Source organism: Massilia sp. NBRC 108631 (genome assembly GCF_059704565.1).
This window is the reverse complement of the sequence record NZ_BAAKJE010000243.1, coordinates 32,081-48,682: the sequence shown is the minus strand read 5'-3', so window position 1 is coordinate 48,682 and position 16,602 is coordinate 32,081. Positions and strand designations below refer to the sequence as shown.

The window sequence follows — 16,602 nt, the reverse complement described above, 5'->3', positions numbered from 1 at the left end:
TCCGCCGGGCATGCAGACCATCGCCTACAACACCTCCAAGGCGGCAGTGATCAACTTCACCCGCACCCTGGCGGCGGAATGGGGCGTGCATGGCATCACGGTCAACGCCATTGCGCCTGGCTTCTTCCCTTCCAAGATGACGGCCGGCCTGCTGGCCGCGCTGGGCGAAGAGCAGATGGCCGCCGAAGCGCCGCTGCGCCGCCTGGGCGACGATGAAGACCTGAAAGGGCCGGTGGTGCTGCTGGCCTCCGACGCGGGCAAGCACATCACCGGCCAGACCCTGCCTGTCGACGGCGGCGTGTCCGCGCTGTAAGGAGACCTGCAATGACTACCTACCAGCGCATCGTCCTCGCTTCCCGCCCAAGCGGCGAAGTCCAGGCCAGTAACTTCCGCCTGGAGACTGCCGAGATCCCGGCGATCGCCGACGGCCAGATCCTGATCCGCAACCACTACTTGTCGCTGGACCCCTACATGCGCGGCCGCATGAGCGACGCCAAGAGCTACGCCGAACCGCAGCCGCTGGACGCCACCATGATAGGCGGGACCGTTGGCCAGGTGATCGCATCGACGCACCCCAAGTTCGCTGCGGGCGATTTCGTGGCCGGCATGTTCGGCTGGTCCGAGATCGGCGTATCCGACGGCGCGCTGCTGCGCAAGCTCGATATCACGCACATCCCGCTGTCTGCCTACCTGGGTCCGGTCGGCATGCCCGGCATGACCGCATGGTTCGGCTTCAACCAGATCATGCAGCCGAAGGCCGGCGAGACGGTGGTCGTGTCGGCAGCCAGCGGCGCGGTGGGCAGCGTGGTGGGCCAGTTGGCCAAGCTGCGCGGCTGCCGCGCGGTAGGCATCGCCGGCGGCAAGGACAAGTGCGACTACGTGGTCAATGAGCTGGGCTTCGACGCCTGCATTGATTACAAGGCCGGCAAGCTGGACGCGGACCTGGCGGCCGCCACACCGGACGGCATCGACGCCATCTTCGAAAACGTGGGCGGCGCGGTGTTCGACGCCGCGCTGGCGCGCACCAACGCGTTCGCCCGCGTCGCGCTGTGCGGCATGATCGCCGGCTACAACGGCGAAGACGTCCCGATCCGCAATGCGCGCGTGCTGCTGACCAACCGCCTGACGGTGCGCGGCTTCATCGTCTCCGAACACATCGAGCTGTGGCCGCAGGGCCTGGGCGAACTGGGCGGCCTGGTCGCCACCGGCAAGCTCAAATACCGCGAATCGGTGGCGCAAGGCCTGGCCGCCGCGCCGGAGGCATTCATGGGCCTCCTCAAAGGCAAAAACTTCGGCAAGCAACTGGTAAAACTGATTTAAGGCTGACACGAATGAAAAACTTCCAAGACAAAGTAGCCGTCATCACCGGTGGCGCAGCGGGCCTGGGCCGCGAATTCGCCATCAAGGCGCATAAGCTGGGCATGAAGCTGGTACTGGCCGACGTGCAGCAGGACACGCTGGACAAGACCGTGGCCGAACTGAAGGAGCAGGGCGCGCAGGTGATCGGCCTGATCTGCGACGTGCGCAAGGGTGAGCAGGTGCAGGCGCTGGCCGACGCTACCATGAAGGAGTTCGGCTCGGTGCACCTGGTATTCAACAACGCCGGCGTGGGCTCGGGTGGCCTGATCTGGGAAAACACGGTGGCGGACTGGGAGTGGGTGCTGGGCGTGAACGTGTGGGGCGTGATCCACGGCGTGCGCATCTTCATCAGGCTGATGCTCGAATGCGCCAAGAAGGAGGAGGGCTACGAGGGTCATATCGTCAACACGTCGTCGATGGCCGGGGTGGTGAATCCGACCGCGATGGGCGTCTACAACGTGTCCAAACACGCGGTGGTGTCGCTGTCCGAAACGCTGTACCACGACCTGAGCCTGGTGGACGCGCCTATCGGCGCCTCGGTGCTGTGCCCGTTCTTCGTCCCGACCGGCATCAACCAGTCGCACCGCAACCGCCCGGACGACGTGAAGATGGACGCCAAGCCGACCCGCAGCCAGCTGGCCTCGCAGGCCATGACGGACAAGGCCGTCAGCTCCGGCAAGGTGACCGCCGAAGACGTGGCCAACATCACCTTCCAGGCGATCGAGGATGGCCAGTTCTACATCTACACGCATCCGCAGGCGCTGGGCGGCCTGAAGACGCGCATGGAAGACATGATTTCCGGCCGCAATCCGACCGATCCCAACGACGCCACCCCGCACATCCGGCAGATGCTGAAGGACATGGTCAAAGGCGGTGGCGCAGCCTGATTCCATATGCGACAATCCTGCGCATGAATACTGCGCACGATATTCGCTTCGGCGACTGGAGCACCCTGCAACAAGACGCAAAGGCCATCCGCATGGAGGTCTTCGTGGTGGAGCAGAACGTTCCCGCCGAGCTGGAAATGGATGACAACGACGCGGCATGCCTGCATGCCGTGGCCTACGACGCGGCCGGCGCGCCCATCGGCACCGGCCGTCTGCTGCCGGACGGGCATATCGGCCGCATGGCCGTGCGCAAGCCGGCGCGCGGCAGCGGGATCGGCGGCGCACTGCTGCAAGGGCTGATGGCCCAGGCCAAGCTGCGCGGCCACAAGACCGTGGTGCTGGGTGCGCAGACGCATGCGGCGCCATTCTACGAAAAGCATGGTTTCTCCATCGTCGGCGACGAGTTCGCCGAAGCCGGCATTCCCCACGTCGAGATGACGCATATGTTCGCCTGATTGTCGCCTGATTGTCGCCTGACTGCGGCAGCCAGGTCCTGCCGGTCGCCAGCCGGGTCAGTAGCGGTACCACGCGCCAACGTAGGCGTAGCCGCCCGACGGTCGGCCTGCGCGGTTCAGCACTGAGCCGGCATTGAAGCGCTCAATATTGAGGCTAAGCGTCAACGCAGGCTCCGGCGACCAGCTGGCAACCACGCGCAACAGCCCTCCTATCTCGTGGCCCGCCACGTTCTGCGTGCCGGCATAGGCGCGCATACCGCCCGCATAGGCCGCATCGCGCTCCGTATAGCGGCGTGCAAAGCCGTATTCTGCCGACAGCCTGGTCTGTGCCGTGGGCGCCAGCGCCAGGCCGGGCGTTACCATGACGAGATTGCTCAAACTGAGAAACTGGCCTTCGCCCAGGTAGTTGGAGCTGGCGTACAGCTGGTTGAAGCTGCGCTGGGGAGCGCTGGCAGGTGCAACGCTGCCATCGGCTCCGCTGCCATCGATGCGCCCGCCCGAGGCCACGTCCAGCCGCGCGGTGATACGCGGCTTCCAGCCTTGGCCGGACAATGCGAGACTGTGGACGGCAAACAGCGCCCACGCTTCGGTCTTGCGGCCTGGACTGCTCCCTCCCACTCCGCTTGCCGGCATGGCGCCACCCGCAGCCGGGACGGTGTACCGGCCTGCCTGGTGCGCCAGCGTCCAGTCGAACGCCAGCCGGCCGCTGCGGCCCCAGATGCGCAGACCGAGGGTGTCGCGCTTGTCGAGTCCTGTGCGTCCGCCGAGACGGAAGGCTGGATTCTTGGTGCGCAGCCAGAACGGATCGAGCGAGAGCGCCGCCTCCCCGTTGCCAGCATCGCCCGGCATGGCGAGGTTTGCGCTGAGCCCCTGCAGCCGCTCGGCGTGATTAATCTTCTCATCGAAAGGACCGCGCCGCAGCGTGGTCGCCCGCAAGTCGAACGCGGTAACGCGCAAAGCGCCGTCCTTGCCGTACAGCCGTACTCCGTTCCAGCTGCGGTGGATATTCGGGCCGTCGCCTACGCTGAGCAGCTGTTTCGGTCCGTCGGCGAATTCCTGCCGGCCTAGCGCCGCCCCGATGACGGCGCTTCCCATGCTGGCGCTGGCGTCGGCGTAAAACTGCTGCAGCGACACCGTGTTCTGGAAGTTGGCGCCGGCACTGTCCCGGCGCCCCGCAACCTGCCCGGTGCCGGCCTCGCCAACCAGGCGCAGATTCGGGCCGAGGTGCAGCTTGGCGCCCAGGATGCCGCGAAACAGCGTTTGCCGGTAGTCGTTGCCTCGCACGGCCTGGGCGTTGTTGAAGCTGTCGTAGCGCAAGCGTGCCTCACCGTTCAGCGCAAACGCCGGCTCGCCAAGCGCCCACGACGGGCACTGCGCCGCCCCCAGCAACACGCTTGCCAGCCCCGCGCGGATGGCGTTTGATGCCGACGGCTTCAACCGGCGCTCCCGGTCCGGGCGGCGCCCGGCAGCGGCCGTCCCAGGTGGACGATGGCAAAGGCGGCAAGGATCAGTACCGCTGCTGCCCCGAATGCAGCCTGCATGCCGCCCGTCACGGCGCCCGGATCGGCGGCAGGCAGGCCGGACGCCGCCACGCCCAGTGCGTACACGGCCCCCATGGCTGACGCACCCGTAATGAGGCCCAGATTGCGCGACAGGTTCAACAAGCCCGACACTACGCCGCGCTGATCCTGGCAGGCGGCTGCCATGACGGCGGTATTGTTGGCCGCCTGGAACAGCGCATAGCCCGCAGTAAGCATGGCCAGCGGGCCGACATAGCCGGGCACGCCGTAGCGGGCCGCCAGCAAAGGCAGCGCTGCGGCGCCGGCCAGCATGGCGGCCAGGCCGGACAGGCTCATGCGGTGCGCGCCGAGGCGGTCGACCAGCCGGCCGGCTGGAAAACCGGCCACTGCCGCCACCAGCGGTCCGGCGGACATGGCGAGACCTGTCTGGCCGGCATCCAGCGCCAGTGCGCCGCCCAGGTAGAACGGGCCGACTATCAGCGTCGCCATCACAACCGTTGTCACCAGCGCGCTTGCCACAAAGCCTGCGCCGAGGGCTGCGTCGCTGAACATTGCCAACCGGATCAACGGCGAGCGTGCCTTCTTCTGGGAGAGCACGAAAACGACCGCGCCTGCGCCGGCGCACAGCAGCAGCGAGGCGTTCAGCCAGCCGAAATCGCCGCGCCCGGTGGTCATCGCGGTGGCGAACGCCGCCAGCGTGAGGGCCAGCAGCAAAGTGCCGAGATGATCGAAATGCGGGCGCGGCGCGGCGCCGGCCGGATGGTCTGCGGGCAGGAAGCGCTGCGCGAGGAGGGCGGCAAGCAGGCCCAGCGGCACAGTCACGCCAAATACGGCAGGCCACGCGGCCAGGCCGAGCAGCGCCCCGCCCAAGGTCGGTCCCAGCGCCGTGCCAGCGGCCGACATGGCGCCCAGCAGGCCCATGGCGCTGCCGGTCTTCGCCTTGGGTACGGAAGCTGCAACGAAGGCCATCGACAGCGCCATCATGGCGGCGGCGCCCAGGCCTTGCAAGGCACGGGCAGCGATCAGTTGCCACAGTTCCGACGCCAGCGCGCACAGGCCCGAAGCGAGCGTGAACAGCAGGATGCCGCCGACCAGCAAGCGGCGCCGGCCCACCAGGTCGCCCAGCCTGCCAACGCTGACGACCAGCGTCGTCACGGCCAGCAGATAGGCCAGCACCACCCATTGGACTTGCTGGAAGGTGGCATCGAAGGCGAGCGCCAGCGCCGGCAGGGCGACATTGGCGATGCTGGTTCCCAATGAGGAAAGCAGCGTGGTCAGCGAGAGCGCGGCCAGCGCGCGCCCGGCGGCGCGCGCGAGCGGCGGAGTGGTGATATTCATAAGGGCGTCCTGGTTGATTGCTTACCGAGCATCGTACCGGCGCGCGGGATACGGCGGAAGGCGCAGCAATTGCAGCTTATTAGTGCAGCCGACGCCATATATGAAACGCATCCGTGCTATCGTTGAGGCATGACTTCCCCCGATTTCAACTTGCTCGTTACGCTGGATGTGCTGCTGTCCGAGGGCAGCGTGGCGCGTGCGGCGCGGCGCCTGCGGCTCAGTCCGTCGGCCATGAGCCGGGCGCTGGCGCGGCTGCGTGTAACCACCGGCGACCCGCTGCTGGTGCGGGCCGGACGCGGCCTGGTGCCTACGCCGCGCGCGCTGGAACTGCGCGAGCGCGTCAGCCAGCTGGTGCAGGAAGCCGAGTCCGTGCTGCGGCCGGCGGAACGACTGGACCTTGCCGGCCTGGTGCGCACATTCACGATCCGCGCGCGGGAAGGCTTCATCGACAATTTCGGCGCCGAGCTGATCGCCCGTGTCTCGGCCGAAGCGCCCGGCGTACGGCTATGCTTCATCGACAAGCTGGACAAGGAAAGTACCGGGTTGCGCGACGCGACGGTGGACCTGGAAACAGGCGTGGTCGGCAAGGCCACCGGCCCGGAAGTGCGCACCCGCGCGCTGTTTCGGGACCGCTTCGTGGGCGTGGTGCGCGCCGGCCATGCGCTTGGCGAGGGCACGGTGACGGCAGCCCGTTACGGCCAGGGCCGGCACGTCGCGGTATCGCGGCAAGGACAGGAAAGAGGGCCGATAGATGAAGCACTACGGCAAGCGGGTCAAGAGCGGACGGTGGTCACCGTTGTCGGCAGTTTCGCAGCAGCGCTGGCGCTGGCCCGCGCCACGGATCTGATCGCCAGCGTGCCTGAACGACAAACCGGCAAACTGCGCGACGGCCTGCACAGCTTCCCGCTGCCGCTGGCCGCTCCGCAAATCACGGTGTCCATGCTGTGGCATCCGCGCATGGAAGCCGACCCGGCCCACCGCTGGCTGCGCGGCCTGGTTCACGCGATCTGCGCTGCGGAAGGCTAAGCCGATCGGCCTTGCTCGCGAGTGTGGCAGACGCGGACGATGGCGACGGTCGAGTCCGGAATCCGCGCGGGGAGTGGGGTGTCTTTTCCAGGCTGCCGGTCCACGCCTTGGGCCGCCTCCATGCAATATGCCGTGGCCTTACTGTATGAGCATTTCATGCAGTACCGCGGGGGCATCCGCGTAGAGCTTGACGACTGTCGAACTGCGGGTGCCGTAGCCGGGGGACTCGATGCGCACTGCCGACAGCAGGCGCTCCACCTCGATCGGCACGCCGGTTTCCGGCAGGCGCAGGTCGGGGGCGCGGGTGGTGTCGGCCAGCATTTCGAAGTAGGCGTCGTCCGGCGCGCCGAGGCACAGCAGGCTGGCGAACTGGGCTTTCGTCTTCAGCACTTTCGGCCACGGCGAGTCCAGCGTGGCGTTGGACAGGCCGTAGATGCCGGGTGTCAGCGGCTGGCCGTTGCGCGGGTCGCCGTCGCCCTTGTTGGAGTACCAGATCAAGGTGTCGCGGTCGCCAATGACAAGGTTGAAGCCGTTGTAGGCATGCGCGCCTTCGCGGATATGGTCGATATACTCGGCCGGCGACAGGCTGCCGGCCAGGAAGTCGGACACCAGCTGCCCGCGCGAGGGCGCATCGGCCTTGTGTTCCTGCGGCGCGCGGATGTTCGTGATGGCCGCAAAGCGGGGCGAAGCGCCGCCTGCCGCGGCGCCGGCGTCCGCCCCGGCGTCGTTCCCGGCCTGGCTGATGCCCATCCAGCTGCCGCCGGCCTTCAGGTCGCGGCCCGCATAAATACGCGGCTGGTCCGGCCATGGTGCAGCCGGGGCCGCTTCGCGCGCGTAGTACTCATCGCGGTTGGCGGCGGCAATCAGCGGCACGGCCGGCACCACTTGCCACGCGAAAACAATCAAACACATGAGTTCAAGTCCGTAAAAACTTCAGTGTGGCGGGGGCCGGCGGTCAGCGGCGCCAGCCCCGACTGCTGGACGGCGGCCGACAGCGCGGCCTCGAACCCGTCCGGCACCGCCGGATAAACTTCCATCCAGGTCTGCAAGCCATCCCTGGCCTGCGGACGGCGCTTCAGCTGCGGCGCGGCGCCGCAAGCGCTGGCCAGCCCGGCCTGCATGGCCGTGACCGCTCCGTGCAGGGCTGCCGTGTCGGCTTCCCGCACCTGGTAGTAAATATACAAATCGGTCATGTCAGACGTCGAGCTTGTCCAGCACGTAGGGCATGGGCAGGAACTCCAGCGCCACGCCGTGCGCCGCAGCCAGGCGCACCTGGCCCTGCTCCAGCGCATCGAGCTTCATTTCCACCAGCGCGTCCACGCCGCCCAGGCCGTTCGGCGCGGCGTTGACCACCATGCCGCAAGGCTGGGAAGGGTCGGACTCGGCGAACACTTCCGCACCCGCAGCTGCGGACGGGTCCGCAATGCGCACCAGGGCCGTGCGGCGCTTGAGCTTGCCCAGATACTGGCTGCGCGCGACGATTTCCTGGCCCGGATAGCACCCCTTCTTGAAATTCACGCCGCCCAGCAGCTCGAAATTGATCATCTGCGGCACGAACTGCTCCTGGGTGCCGGCGCCGATCTGCGGCACGCCGGCGTGGATCTCGGCCAGGCGCCAGGCTTCGTTGCCGCCCACGTTCAGCTTGTCCGCCAGCACCGGTGCGACGGTGGCGGCGATGTCCGCCGAGGTCAGCCACAGGTAGCGCGGCGCGCCGAAGGCGTCGGCCACGCGCAGCAGCGTGCCGAGTGCGTGCTCGGTCTTGCTGTACGGACGCTCGGGCAGCGGCTCGAACCAGGTCTGCAGCACCGCTTCGGCCATGCCGCCGCCCAGGCCCAGCACCACTTGCGTGCCTGGTGCATCGGTCGCGTCGGCCAGCTTGGTCTTGGCGCGCAGCACGAACATGCTCAGGCGTTTTTGCAGCGGAGGCTGGATTTCGCGCGGCAATTGCAGGAAGATGGATTCTTCGTTGCGCCACATCAGGAAAGTGGCTTGCAGCCGGCCTTTCGGGGTGCAGTAGCCGGCCAGGCGCACGTCGTCCTGGCCCAGGTGTTCGACGTCGTTGGTGAGCTGATTGTGCAGGAAACCGGCCGAGTCTTCGCCGGTCAATGCGATCAGGCCCTGGTCGGTGACGGCGGCAACAAAGCCCACGGCCAGTTCGGTCGGGGTCAGCGGCTTGCCCTGCGGCGTTAGAAGTTGATTCCAGTTACTCATAAATTCCAATAATTTGACGATTAAAGCATTATCATTACGGCCTAATTATAGTGATGTAGAAGAATTCGCGCCGGACACCGCAAAAAAGCGCGTGCTCGGCATTAACTGCCGGCCTTGACTGCCGGCCAAGTGGCTAGCAAAGATGGCATTCATAAAAAAGACGATAGTATTGGGTATCCTGGCTGCTGCCGCAGCCGGCGGGGGATTTGCCTGGTGGGCCAGGCAGCCCATCATCACGGAAGAGCCGCCGATCGATTTCACCATCGTGCCCGGCAGCGGCGCGCACGCAGCAGGCCAGCAGATCGCCGAAGCCGGCGTTCCGATCCAGCCGCTGCTGTTCAACCTGCTGGCCCGTTTCACGCAAAAGTCGTCCAAACTCAAGGCTGGCGCGTATGAGCTCAAGCCCGGCACCACGCCGCTGCGGCTGATTGACCAGCTGGTGCGCGGCGAGTTCGCGCAGGAGCAACTGACCATCATCGAAGGCTGGACCTTCCGCCAGATGCGCCAGGCCGTGGCCACCCACAAAGGCTTGAAACACGATACCGTCGCCATGTCCGACACGGAACTGATGGCGCTGGTCTCGCCCGAGTTCAAGGCGCCCGAAGGGCTGTTCTTCCCGGATACCTATCTGTTCGCCAAGGGTTCGAGCGAGCTGGCCATTTTCCGCCAGGCGCACACCATGCTGATCGCCAAGCTGAGCGAGGCCTGGGAAAAGCGCGATCCGAACCTGCCCTACAAGAACCCCTACGAAGCGCTGACCATGGCGTCCATCGTGGAAAAGGAAACCGGGCAGAAGTCCGAGCGCGGCATGATCGCCGGCGTGTTCGTCAACCGCCTGCGCCTCGGCATGCTGCTGCAGACCGACCCCACCGTGATCTACGGCATGGGCGCCAGGTATGACGGCAAGATCCGTAAAAAGGACCTGGAGACCGACACCCCTTACAATACCTACACCCGGGCCGGCCTGCCGCCGACGCCGATTGCCTTGCCGGGCATGCAGTCGCTGACGGCGGCACTGGCTCCCGCCAAGACGCCGGCGCTGTATTTCGTTTCGCGCGGCAACGGCACCAGCCAGTTTTCCGATAATCTGACCGACCACAACCGGGCAGTGAATCAGTACCAACGTTAAAGAATTCAGAGTTACATGAAACAATATAGCGGCAAGTTCATCAGTTTCGAAGGCATAGACGGCGCCGGGAAATCGACCCACATCAGCTTTGTGACCGACTACATCCGCGCGCGCGGCATCCAGCTGGTCAGCACCCGCGAGCCGGGCGGCACGCCGCTGGGCGAGAAGATCCGCGAGTTGTTCCTGCACGAGAAAATGCACCTGGAAACCGAAACCTTGCTGGTGTTCGCCAGCCGCCGCGAACATCTGGCGCAAGTGATCGAGCCGGCGCTGGCCCGGGGTGACTGGGTGCTGACCGACCGCTTCACCGACGCCAGCTTCGCCTACCAGGGCGCAGGACGCGGCCTGGACCGCGCCAAGCTGGAAACGCTGGCGCACTGGGTGCACGCCGACCTGGAGCCGGACCTGACCTTGTTGTTCGACGTGCCGCTGGAAGTGGCGCGCGCCCGCCTGGATTCCACCCGCGAACTGGACAAGTTCGAGCGCGAGAAGGAAGCCTTCTTTCATGCGACCCGCAACGAGTACCTGCGCCGCGCGGCCGAAGCGCCGCAGCGCTTTCGCGTGATCGACTCCACCCGCAGCATCGCCGTGATCCAGCAGGAACTGGCGGCCATCCTGGACGGCGCATTGGCATGAGCACGGCCATCTACCCCTGGCAGGAAGCGGCCTGGACGCAGCTTAAGGCGCTGCGCGCGCGCATGCCGCACGCCATCCTGTTCCACGGCGCGGCCGGCACCGGCAAGGCCGACTTTATCGAGCATTTCGCCCAGTCGCTGCTGTGCGAGAATGCCGGACCCGGCGGGCACGCCTGCGGCGCCTGCGTCTCCTGCGGCTGGTTCGGCCAGCAGAACCACCCCGACTTCCGCCGCGTGCGGCCCGAGTCCTTCGAGGACGAAGTGACCGGCGAGGGCGAGGATGGCGAGGAAAAGAAGGCGGCCAAGAGCAAGACGCCGTCGAAAGAGATCAAGATCGAGCAGATCCGGCAACTGTCGGACTTCATGAATATTTCCACCCACCGCCAGGGCTTGCGCGTGGTGGTGCTGTATCCGGCCGAGGCGCTCAACATGCCGGCCTCGAACGCCTTGCTGAAAACGCTGGAAGAACCGCCGCCCGGCACGGTGTTCCTGCTGTCATCGAACAGCCTGGACCGGCTGCTGCCCACCATCCTGTCGCGCTGCCGCAAGTTTGCGCTGCCGATGCCCGGGCATGACGAAGCGCTGGCCTGGCTCAAGGCGCAAGGCGTGGCCGACGCCGACAGCTGGCTGCGCGAGCAGGGCGGCGCACCACTGGCGGCCATGGCCCAGTCCGAGTCCGGCAGCCGCGAGGAAATGGACTTGCTGCTGCAAATGCTGGCCCACCCCAGCGTGGAGGCGGCGCTGCGCGCGGCCGACAAAATGCAGAAAGTGCCGCTGGCCGCGCTGGTTTCGTGGCTGCAGCGCTGGCTTTACGATATGTTTTCCTACAAACTGTCAGGCAACATCCGTTATTATCCTCGGTACCGCAAGGAGTTGGCCGGGCTGGCCGACAAGGTGCACACGGCCAGGCTGATGGCGGCGATCAAGGGCGTCAACGAACGCCGCGCAATTGCCGACCATCCCTTGTCGCCCAAGCTGTTTATCGAGGACATGCTGCTGGACTACACGGCTAGCTGCGCTTGAAAGGAACCGAATTGACCGGCAGTACCATCGATCCGAATGCCGTACCGATAGCGCGGCCCACCGTGCTGTCGCTGGCCATCAAGGAAAAGGCTGCGCTGTACGCGGCCTACATGCCGTTCCTGAAGCACGGCGGCATCTTCGTGCCGACCCAGAAGCCCTACAAGATAGGCGACGAGATCTACCTGATCCTCGCCTTGATGGACGACGCCACCAAGTACCCGATCGCAGGCAAAGTAGCCTGGATCACGCCGCCTTCGGCCGCCCACAACAAGGCGCAAGGGATAGGCCTGCATTTCCCCGACGACGAAACCGGCCAGCGCGTGCGCGCCCGCATCGAGGAAATCCTCGGCGCCGCGCTGCGCTCTTCGCGCGCCACGCATACCCTTTAATCATCTTAGCCTTTGCCTATGTCTTTCCGCCACCGCATCGCCACGCTCAACGACCTGCCCACCATCGTCGCCATCTACAACAGCACCGTCGCTTCCCGCGAAGTCACCGCCGACACCGAACCGGTCTCGGTCGAGTCGCGCCTGGCCTGGTTTCACGAGCACACGCCGGAACGCCGCCCGCTGTGGGTGATCGAACGCGCCGGCGACGATTCGGCCTCACCGGCCGTCCTGGGCTGGATTTCATACTCCAATTTCTATGGCCGCCCGGCCTACTCGGGCACGGCTGAAGTGTCGATCTACATCGACGAAGCGGCGCGCGGCAAAGGCATTGGACGCTACGCCTTGCAGCAAGCAATCGACTTTGCGCCCAGCATCAAGGTGCATACTTTGCTGGGCTTTATCTTCGGCCATAACCAGCCCAGCCTGGGCCTGTTCACCAAGTTCGGCTTTGAAACCTGGGCCAACCTGCCCAAAGTCGCCAACCTCGACGGCATCGAGCGTGACCTGATCATCCTCGGCAAACGCGTCGCCTGAATTGAACGCCACCATGCTGCGTAAACTAGCCTTCGCCCTGATCCTGGGCATTTGCGCAGCACGGCCGGCCGGGGCCGAACTGCTGGGCAACGCCGAGAGCCAGAAGCTGGTGTCCGAAGGGCATGCCCTTCAGGCGGCCGGCAAGTACAAGGAAGCGCTGGACAAGTTCGAAGCGGCGCGCAAGCTGTCGCCTGAGGCGTCCAGCCCCTTGTCCTCGGCGGCCTACCTGCTGCAAATGCTGCTTCCCGGCCTGCCCGAGGACGCCGCCGGCAAGGCGCGGCGGCAGGCCGAGGGCCTGGCGCGCGAAGCGCTGAAGCTGGCGGCCAACGATCCGCTGGCCGCCGAAGTGCTGCGCATGCTGGAGGACCCGATGGCGACTTCCGGCTACAAGCCCAACGCGGAAGCGGACAAGGCGTACACGGAAGGGGAAGTGCTGTTCCACCAGGGCCAGTACGAGGCCGCCCGCGTCAAGTACCGTGAGGCGCAGCTGGCCGATCCCACGTTTTCCGCGGCCTTCCTGATGGAAGGCGACACCTATTTCATGGAGAAGAACTGGCTGGCTGCCGAAATGCTGTTCAACAAGGCCACGCAAGTGGATCCGCAGAACGCGCAAGCCTGGCGCTTCCTGGCCGATACCCTGGCGCGCCTGGGTAACCGGGCCGGGCTGGAGCACGCCGCCTTGCACGCCGTCGCCGCGCAACCCAGCCAAATGCCGAGCTGGGACCGGCTGGCGGCGGTGGCCAGGCTGGACGGCAAGCCGCTGACGCGCCTGCAAGTGGTGCGCCTCGCCACGGTGTCGCTGGACCCGAAGACCGGCAAGGCCACCATCAGCCTGGCCGAACAGTTCAAAGGCGCCAAGGTCGAGGACAACAGCGATTACGCGGTCTGGCTGGCGTACGCGCTGGCGCAGGCCAATGCGCTCACGTCGGCGGCCAAGGAAGGCCGTACGCTGTCGCCGTTTGCGCTGGAGCAGGCCGGCTGGAGCACCGCCCTCAAGGTGGCCGGCGAGCTGCAGGAGAAGGGGGCGCCGCCGCTGGCGTCTCCCGTGCTGCTGACCTTGCGCGGCCTGAAGTCCCCGGCCGACCTGGAAGCGGCCATCCTGCTGCTGATGTACCGCGAAGCCTACCGGCCGGAACTTGAAGCCTGGAAGAAGGCGCGCCCGGACGGCATCCGCGATTTCGTTGCCGCGTACCGGCTGATGCCCTAGTCGGCGCCCCGGGGCCGGCGCCGGTCCCGGTGTCCGCTGCGCGGGGTTTGGCGCGGGCCCGCTCGCTCGCGTACAATCACGTCATGTTTATCGATTCCCACTGCCACATCAATTTCCCCGAGCTGGCTGCTCGCATGCCCGAGATTCTCGGCAAAATGGCCGAGAACAAGGTGACGCACGCGCTCTGCGTTTCGGTCGACCTGCCGGACTTCCCGCAAGTGCTGGCGCTGGCCGAGCAGTACCCGCACATCTACGCCTCGGTCGGCGTCCATCCCGATTACGAAGACACGCCGGAACCCAGCGTCGAGCAGCTGGTGCGGCTGGCCGACAACCCGCGCATCATCGCCATCGGCGAAACCGGGCTGGACTACTACCGCCTGGAAGGCGACCTGGAGTGGCAGCGTGAGCGCTTCCGCACCCATATCAAAGCTTCAAGAATCACCCGCAAGCCCTTGATTATCCACACAAGATCGGCAAGCGAAGACACCATCCGCATCATGCAGGAGGAGCGGGCCGGCACCGACAAGGGCGGCGTGGCGGGCGTGATGCACTGCTTCACCGAATCGCTGGACGTGGCGCGCGCGGCGATGGCGATGGGTTTTTACATTTCGTTCTCCGGCATTGTCACCTTCAAGAGCGCCAAGGAGTTGCAGGCGGTGGCCATGGAAGTGCCGCTGGAACAGATGCTGATCGAAACCGATTCGCCCTACCTGGCGCCGATGCCGCACCGGGGCAAGATGAACGAACCCGGCTTCGTGGCCCACGTGGGCGAGTACATCGCCAAGCTGAAAGGTGTGCCGGTGGAGCAGGTCGCGCAGCAGACCAGCGACAATTTCTTCAAATTATTCAACGTGCTACGTTGATCTTTTAAGGTAAAACATGATCGTAAAACGCCGGGTATTGTTGTCTCTGCTCACCGCTATCGCCCTGCTGCCGGCCGCCCCGGCGTTTTCCGAGACCGAAGACGAAGTCCAGTTCTTCCGCGCCGCCCAGATCGACAACACGGTGGTGGTGCGCGACGTGCTCAAGCGCGGACTGGACCCGAACCTGCACGAACCGGAGCGCGGCGAAACCGGGCTCATCATCGCCATGCGGCACGACGCCAACCGTGTCTTCAAGCTCCTGCTGGAGCATCCGAAGATCGACCTGGAAGCCCAGTCCGCCAACGGCAGCACCGCGCTGATGATGGCGGCCTTCAAGCGCAACAAGCGTGCAGTGAAGGCCATGATCGCCAAGGGCGCGCAAGTCAACCGCAAAGGCTGGACCCCGCTGCACTTCGCTGCGGCGGCCGGCGACCTGGACATCATGAACATTCTGCTCGAACACCACGCCTACATCGACGCCGGCTCGCCGTCCGGGCTCACGCCGCTGATGCTGGCCGCGCGCGAAGGCATGGAGGACGCCGTGAAGCTGCTGCTGGAGCAGGGCGCGGACGCCGCGCTGAAAGACGGCGCCTTCCGCATCGATGCCGCCGAGTTCGCCGCGCGCGCCGACAAACCCTGGATTACCAAGGCCATCAAGGCCCACCTGGCCGCGAAAGCGGCAAAGTAGACGGTTTTTCCGCGCCAACTCGCCGCTTAACTTTGCCCGGCGGGCAAAGATAATGGCTACGTTGCGCTAACAAGGAAAAACCATGCTGAACGAACGTGAAATAGAGAGCTGCTACCTGGGACAATTCATCCCGGTCCATTACCATCACAACATGCTGATGGACCAGAACCGCATGCACAGCTTCAAGTCGGCCATCGACTACGCCGTCAAGCCGGGCATGAAAGTGCTGGAACTCGGGGGCGGCACCGGCGTGCTCTCCTTCTTCGCCGCAGCCAAGGCCGGCAAAGTCTATTGCGTCGAATTCAACCCGGACATGGTCAAGGAAGCGCGCAAATTCCTCGCCATCAACCCGAACGGTGAAAAAGTCGAAGTCATCCACGCCGACGCGTTCGAATACCTGCCGCCCGAGCCGGTGGACGTGGTGATCTGCGAAATGATCCATGTCGGCATGCTGCGCGAAAAGCAGGTGGAAGTGATCGAATCGTTCAAGCGCCGCTACCTGGAGCGCTTCGGCGGGCCGTTGCCGGTATTTATGCCGGAAGCGGTCATCATGGCGGTGCAGCCGCTGCAGCAGGAGTACGACTTCGAAGGCTTCTTCGCGCCCATCGTGCAGTTCCAGGAAACCCAGGTCATCTATCCCGGCACCGTCGAGATGGCGCAGCCCGCCGTGTACAGCGTGCTCGACTTCACGCAGCCGAACGAGCTGCTGATCGGCTGGGAAGGCAAATTCGTAGTCGAGCGCAGCGGTTGCGTGAACGCCATGCGTTTCGTCACCAAGAACATCCTGTCCGTGGTCCAGGAGCGCAACAGCACCATCGACTGGCTGAACCACTACATGACTCTGCCGCTGGCCAAGCCGGTGCAAGCCAAGGAAGGCGACGTGCTGGCGGTCAGCTTCCAGTACCGCGCCGGCGGCTCGCTGCCGTCGCTGCAGGCCTCGCTGCGGGTGGACGTGCTGTACGAATCGGCGCTTCAGCCCCACCACTACGCCCCGGCTTTCGCCTGAGGGCGCCATGGCGGTATACTCCGGGTTTTGATTAAAGAGTATTCGCCATGGAACAAGAAGACCGCCGCTACATCGTGCAACAGAAGAAGATCTCGGAAGGCGACAAGCCGCCCGTGTTCGCGAAGGTAATGCGCAGCAAGGAGGGCGTGTTCGAGGGCGTATCCTTCATCAAGTCGAAGGAAAAAGCCACGATTTTGACCGTGCCCGAGGCCGAGCAGGCCATCGCCTGGGCCCAGAAGAAAAAGCCGAACGCAAAAGAGTACGAAACCAAGATCATCTGCGTCGGCCAGTAATTCAGCCATGCCCTATGCCGCCTGTCCGCGTGACAGGCG

Annotated in this window: 20 protein-coding genes; 15 read left to right on the top strand and 5 right to left on the bottom strand. The window is 65.5% G+C overall.

The window, feature by feature from the left end; genetic code table 11:
* From AC6H42_RS25845 to AC6H42_RS25830, 4 genes are all read left to right on the top strand, one after another.
* A partial coding sequence (locus tag AC6H42_RS25845; RefSeq protein WP_497549279.1) for an SDR family oxidoreductase occupies positions 1-313 on the top strand: 313 nt, incomplete at its 5' end.
* A gap of 11 nt (positions 314-324) precedes the next feature.
* A complete protein-coding gene (locus AC6H42_RS25840) occupies positions 325-1,320 on the top strand; it encodes an NADP-dependent oxidoreductase (protein WP_497549278.1) in 996 nt (331 codons plus the stop codon).
* 11 nt (positions 1,321-1,331) lie between these two features.
* Positions 1,332-2,246, top strand: coding sequence for an SDR family oxidoreductase (locus AC6H42_RS25835; protein ID WP_497549277.1), 915 nt, complete (start codon positions 1,332-1,334; stop codon positions 2,244-2,246).
* A gap of 23 nt (positions 2,247-2,269) precedes the next feature.
* Positions 2,270-2,701, top strand: coding sequence for a GNAT family N-acetyltransferase (locus AC6H42_RS25830; RefSeq protein WP_497549276.1), 432 nt, complete (start codon positions 2,270-2,272; stop codon positions 2,699-2,701).
* Between the two features lie 57 nt (positions 2,702-2,758).
* Here the strand turns inward: AC6H42_RS25830 and AC6H42_RS25825 are convergent, their stop codons facing one another.
* Together AC6H42_RS25825 and AC6H42_RS25820 are read right to left on the bottom strand one after the other, a co-directional pair.
* A complete protein-coding gene (locus AC6H42_RS25825) occupies positions 2,759-4,138 on the bottom strand; it encodes an alginate export family protein (RefSeq protein WP_162249920.1) in 1,380 nt (459 codons plus the stop codon).
* Complete coding sequence (locus AC6H42_RS25820; protein WP_497549275.1) at positions 4,135-5,559, bottom strand: MFS transporter; 1,425 nt, start codon at positions 5,557-5,559, stop codon at positions 4,135-4,137. Before AC6H42_RS25820 ends, AC6H42_RS25825 begins: the two co-directional genes overlap by 4 nt.
* A gap of 129 nt (positions 5,560-5,688) precedes the next feature.
* Here AC6H42_RS25820 and AC6H42_RS25815 point away from each other — a divergent pair, with 129 nt between their 5' ends.
* Entirely contained in the window at positions 5,689-6,585 is an 897-nt protein-coding gene (locus AC6H42_RS25815; protein ID WP_057156522.1) for a LysR family transcriptional regulator, read from the top strand.
* A 138-nt stretch (positions 6,586-6,723) separates the two neighbouring features.
* Here the strand turns inward: AC6H42_RS25815 and AC6H42_RS25810 are convergent, their stop codons facing one another.
* From AC6H42_RS25810 to ygfZ, 3 genes are read right to left on the bottom strand one after another with little or no spacing between them, the layout of a single operon-like run.
* Positions 6,724-7,497, bottom strand: a complete 774-nt coding sequence (locus AC6H42_RS25810; protein WP_057156523.1) for an NRDE family protein — start codon at positions 7,495-7,497, stop codon at positions 6,724-6,726.
* Complete coding sequence (locus AC6H42_RS25805) at positions 7,488-7,778, bottom strand: DUF4936 family protein (RefSeq protein WP_057156524.1); 291 nt, start codon at positions 7,776-7,778, stop codon at positions 7,488-7,490. The genes AC6H42_RS25810 and AC6H42_RS25805 overlap by 10 nt, the downstream gene beginning before the upstream one ends.
* 1 nt (position 7,779) lies before the next feature.
* Positions 7,780-8,796: a CAF17-like 4Fe-4S cluster assembly/insertion protein YgfZ gene (ygfZ, locus tag AC6H42_RS25800; RefSeq protein ID WP_497549274.1), complete on the bottom strand. Its 1,017-nt coding sequence runs from the start codon at positions 8,794-8,796 to the stop codon at positions 7,780-7,782.
* 142 nt (positions 8,797-8,938) lie between these two features.
* Between ygfZ and mltG the strand changes: the two genes are divergently transcribed.
* The 10 genes from mltG (at position 8,939) to AC6H42_RS25750 (ending at position 16,563) form a co-directional block, all read left to right on the top strand.
* Positions 8,939-9,925 (top strand): endolytic transglycosylase MltG, encoded by a 987-nt coding sequence (gene mltG, locus AC6H42_RS25795; protein WP_200953997.1) that lies wholly within the window; start codon positions 8,939-8,941, stop codon positions 9,923-9,925.
* Positions 9,926-9,940: 15 nt separating this feature from the next.
* Positions 9,941-10,561, top strand: coding sequence for a dTMP kinase (gene tmk / locus AC6H42_RS25790; RefSeq protein ID WP_057156526.1), 621 nt, complete (start codon positions 9,941-9,943; stop codon positions 10,559-10,561).
* The gene (locus tag AC6H42_RS25785; protein WP_057156527.1) at positions 10,558-11,583 is read left to right on the top strand and encodes a DNA polymerase III subunit delta'; all 1,026 of its coding nucleotides are present in this window, start codon (positions 10,558-10,560) and stop codon (positions 11,581-11,583) included. Before tmk ends, AC6H42_RS25785 begins: the two co-directional genes overlap by 4 nt.
* Before the next feature lie 11 nt (positions 11,584-11,594).
* Positions 11,595-11,972 (top strand): PilZ domain-containing protein, encoded by a 378-nt coding sequence (locus tag AC6H42_RS25780; protein ID WP_057156528.1) that lies wholly within the window; start codon positions 11,595-11,597, stop codon positions 11,970-11,972.
* Positions 11,973-11,990: 18 nt separating this feature from the next.
* Positions 11,991-12,506 (top strand): GNAT family N-acetyltransferase, encoded by a 516-nt coding sequence (locus AC6H42_RS25775; RefSeq protein WP_497549273.1) that lies wholly within the window; start codon positions 11,991-11,993, stop codon positions 12,504-12,506.
* Positions 12,507-12,519: 13 nt separating this feature from the next.
* Complete coding sequence (locus AC6H42_RS25770; RefSeq protein WP_497549272.1) at positions 12,520-13,713, top strand: tetratricopeptide repeat protein; 1,194 nt, start codon at positions 12,520-12,522, stop codon at positions 13,711-13,713.
* Between the two features lie 83 nt (positions 13,714-13,796).
* Positions 13,797-14,576, top strand: coding sequence for a TatD family hydrolase (locus AC6H42_RS25765; RefSeq protein WP_497549271.1), 780 nt, complete (start codon positions 13,797-13,799; stop codon positions 14,574-14,576).
* Positions 14,577-14,592: 16 nt separating this feature from the next.
* The gene (locus tag AC6H42_RS25760) at positions 14,593-15,264 is read left to right on the top strand and encodes an ankyrin repeat domain-containing protein (protein WP_497549270.1); all 672 of its coding nucleotides are present in this window, start codon (positions 14,593-14,595) and stop codon (positions 15,262-15,264) included.
* An 82-nt stretch (positions 15,265-15,346) separates the two neighbouring features.
* Positions 15,347-16,270, top strand: a complete 924-nt coding sequence (locus tag AC6H42_RS25755) for a class I SAM-dependent methyltransferase (protein WP_057156533.1) — start codon at positions 15,347-15,349, stop codon at positions 16,268-16,270.
* Between the two features lie 47 nt (positions 16,271-16,317).
* Complete coding sequence (locus tag AC6H42_RS25750; protein ID WP_057156534.1) at positions 16,318-16,563, top strand: hypothetical protein; 246 nt, start codon at positions 16,318-16,320, stop codon at positions 16,561-16,563.
* The last annotated feature ends 39 nt before the right edge of the window (positions 16,564-16,602 follow it).